This window comes from Thiospirillum jenense (assembly GCF_014145225.1).
Classification (GTDB): Bacteria; Pseudomonadota; Gammaproteobacteria; order Chromatiales; family Chromatiaceae; genus Thiospirillum; species Thiospirillum jenense.
This window is the reverse complement of the sequence record NZ_JABVCQ010000075.1, coordinates 1-1397: the sequence shown is the minus strand read 5'-3', so window position 1 is coordinate 1397 and position 1397 is coordinate 1. Positions and strand designations below refer to the sequence as shown.

The following is a 1397-nucleotide window of genomic DNA, read 5'->3' as shown; positions in this document are numbered from 1 at the left end:
GGGCGAACTTTAAAACAACTTAAAAACAACTTAAATATCACACAACTTTTAGAGACTCACCATGTGCCGCATCAATCCGCGTGTTGATTTCGCGTTCAAAAAACTCTTTGGGAGTGAAGAAACCAAAGATTATTGATTAATGCCATTGTTTCAGAAGACCAGCAATTGGTCGAAGTAGAATTAAAAAATCCTTATGCGCTCGCGGTGTATCAGTCCGGCAAAATGAATGAGACCCTGTTCCATAATTACTACAAGATCACCAATATTACCACGAGTGAGAATGATAAAAAGATTTGAACGTGGCTGTGAAAAAGGCATGGATAAAGGTATTGAAACAGCTAAACAAGAGATAGGGCCTGGCATTGGATATTTTAGATGACGCCACCATTGCGATTAAAATTAGGCTTGGTGAAGAGGTGATTAAAACACTGCGGCGGCGCGGGAGATAAATCAACCGCATTGTCTGTGCAAAGTAGTCCATGCGATAGCGTGTTAGTTGACGACTTCTTGTGCTTCGTTGAATAAAACATCAGACTGGAGTAAATAACAATGACGATTGAAGAACTGAAAACTCAATTACAAACCGAATTGCCGGATTTATTGTCTCGGGATCAACAATTTCGGGGTTGGCTAGAGCAATTAATTCGACAGACGGCAGTGACGCCGGAGAGTTTTGATGCGCGATTTGAGCGCATGTTGCAGGAATTTGCCGATGAACGTGCTGAACGGCGGCGTGAAGCGGCGGAGAATAAACGTAAATGGGATGAACAAAATCAAAAGTGGTATGAATGGAGTGCCAAATTTGATGCTGAAGCGGCGGAGAATAAACGTAAATGGGATGAACAAACTGCTAAATGGAAAGAACAAAATCAAAAGTGGTATGAATGGAGTGCCAAATTTGATGCTGAAGCGGCGGAGAATAAACGTAAATGGGATGAACAAAATCAAAAGTGGTATGAATGGAGTGCCAAATTTGATGCTGAAGCGGCGGAGAATAAACGTAAATGGGAAAGACAGTATCTCAAGAATCAAGAAGTCGCTGATAAAATTGATGACTTGCGCTCACGACAGGATCAGCGATTGGGTGCGATGGGCGCACGTTGGGGGATTAATTCTGAGCAGAGTTTCCGTGAGGCGCTAAAAGGCATTTTGGAAAAGAGTTTTGATGTGCAGGTATTAAATGTCAACGAGTTTGATGAGGAAGGTCTGGTATTTGGTCGGCCCGATCAGGTGGAGATTGACATCATTATTAAAAATGGCACGGTGATTTTATGTGAATTAAAATCATCCTTGTCAAAAGGGGATATGTATATTTTTGAGCGTAAGGTGCAGTTTTATGCAAAACGGCATCAACGGCCGGTCGAACGTAAATTGGTAATTTCGCCAATGGTACATGC

1 protein-coding gene is annotated in these 1397 nt (G+C 42.0%); it reads left to right on the top strand.

Features of this window, described 5'->3' with window-relative positions:
- Positions 1-549: 549 nt before the first annotated feature.
- A partial coding sequence (locus HUK38_RS14545; RefSeq protein WP_182585040.1) for a PD-(D/E)XK nuclease family protein occupies positions 550-1397 on the top strand: 848 nt, incomplete at its 3' end.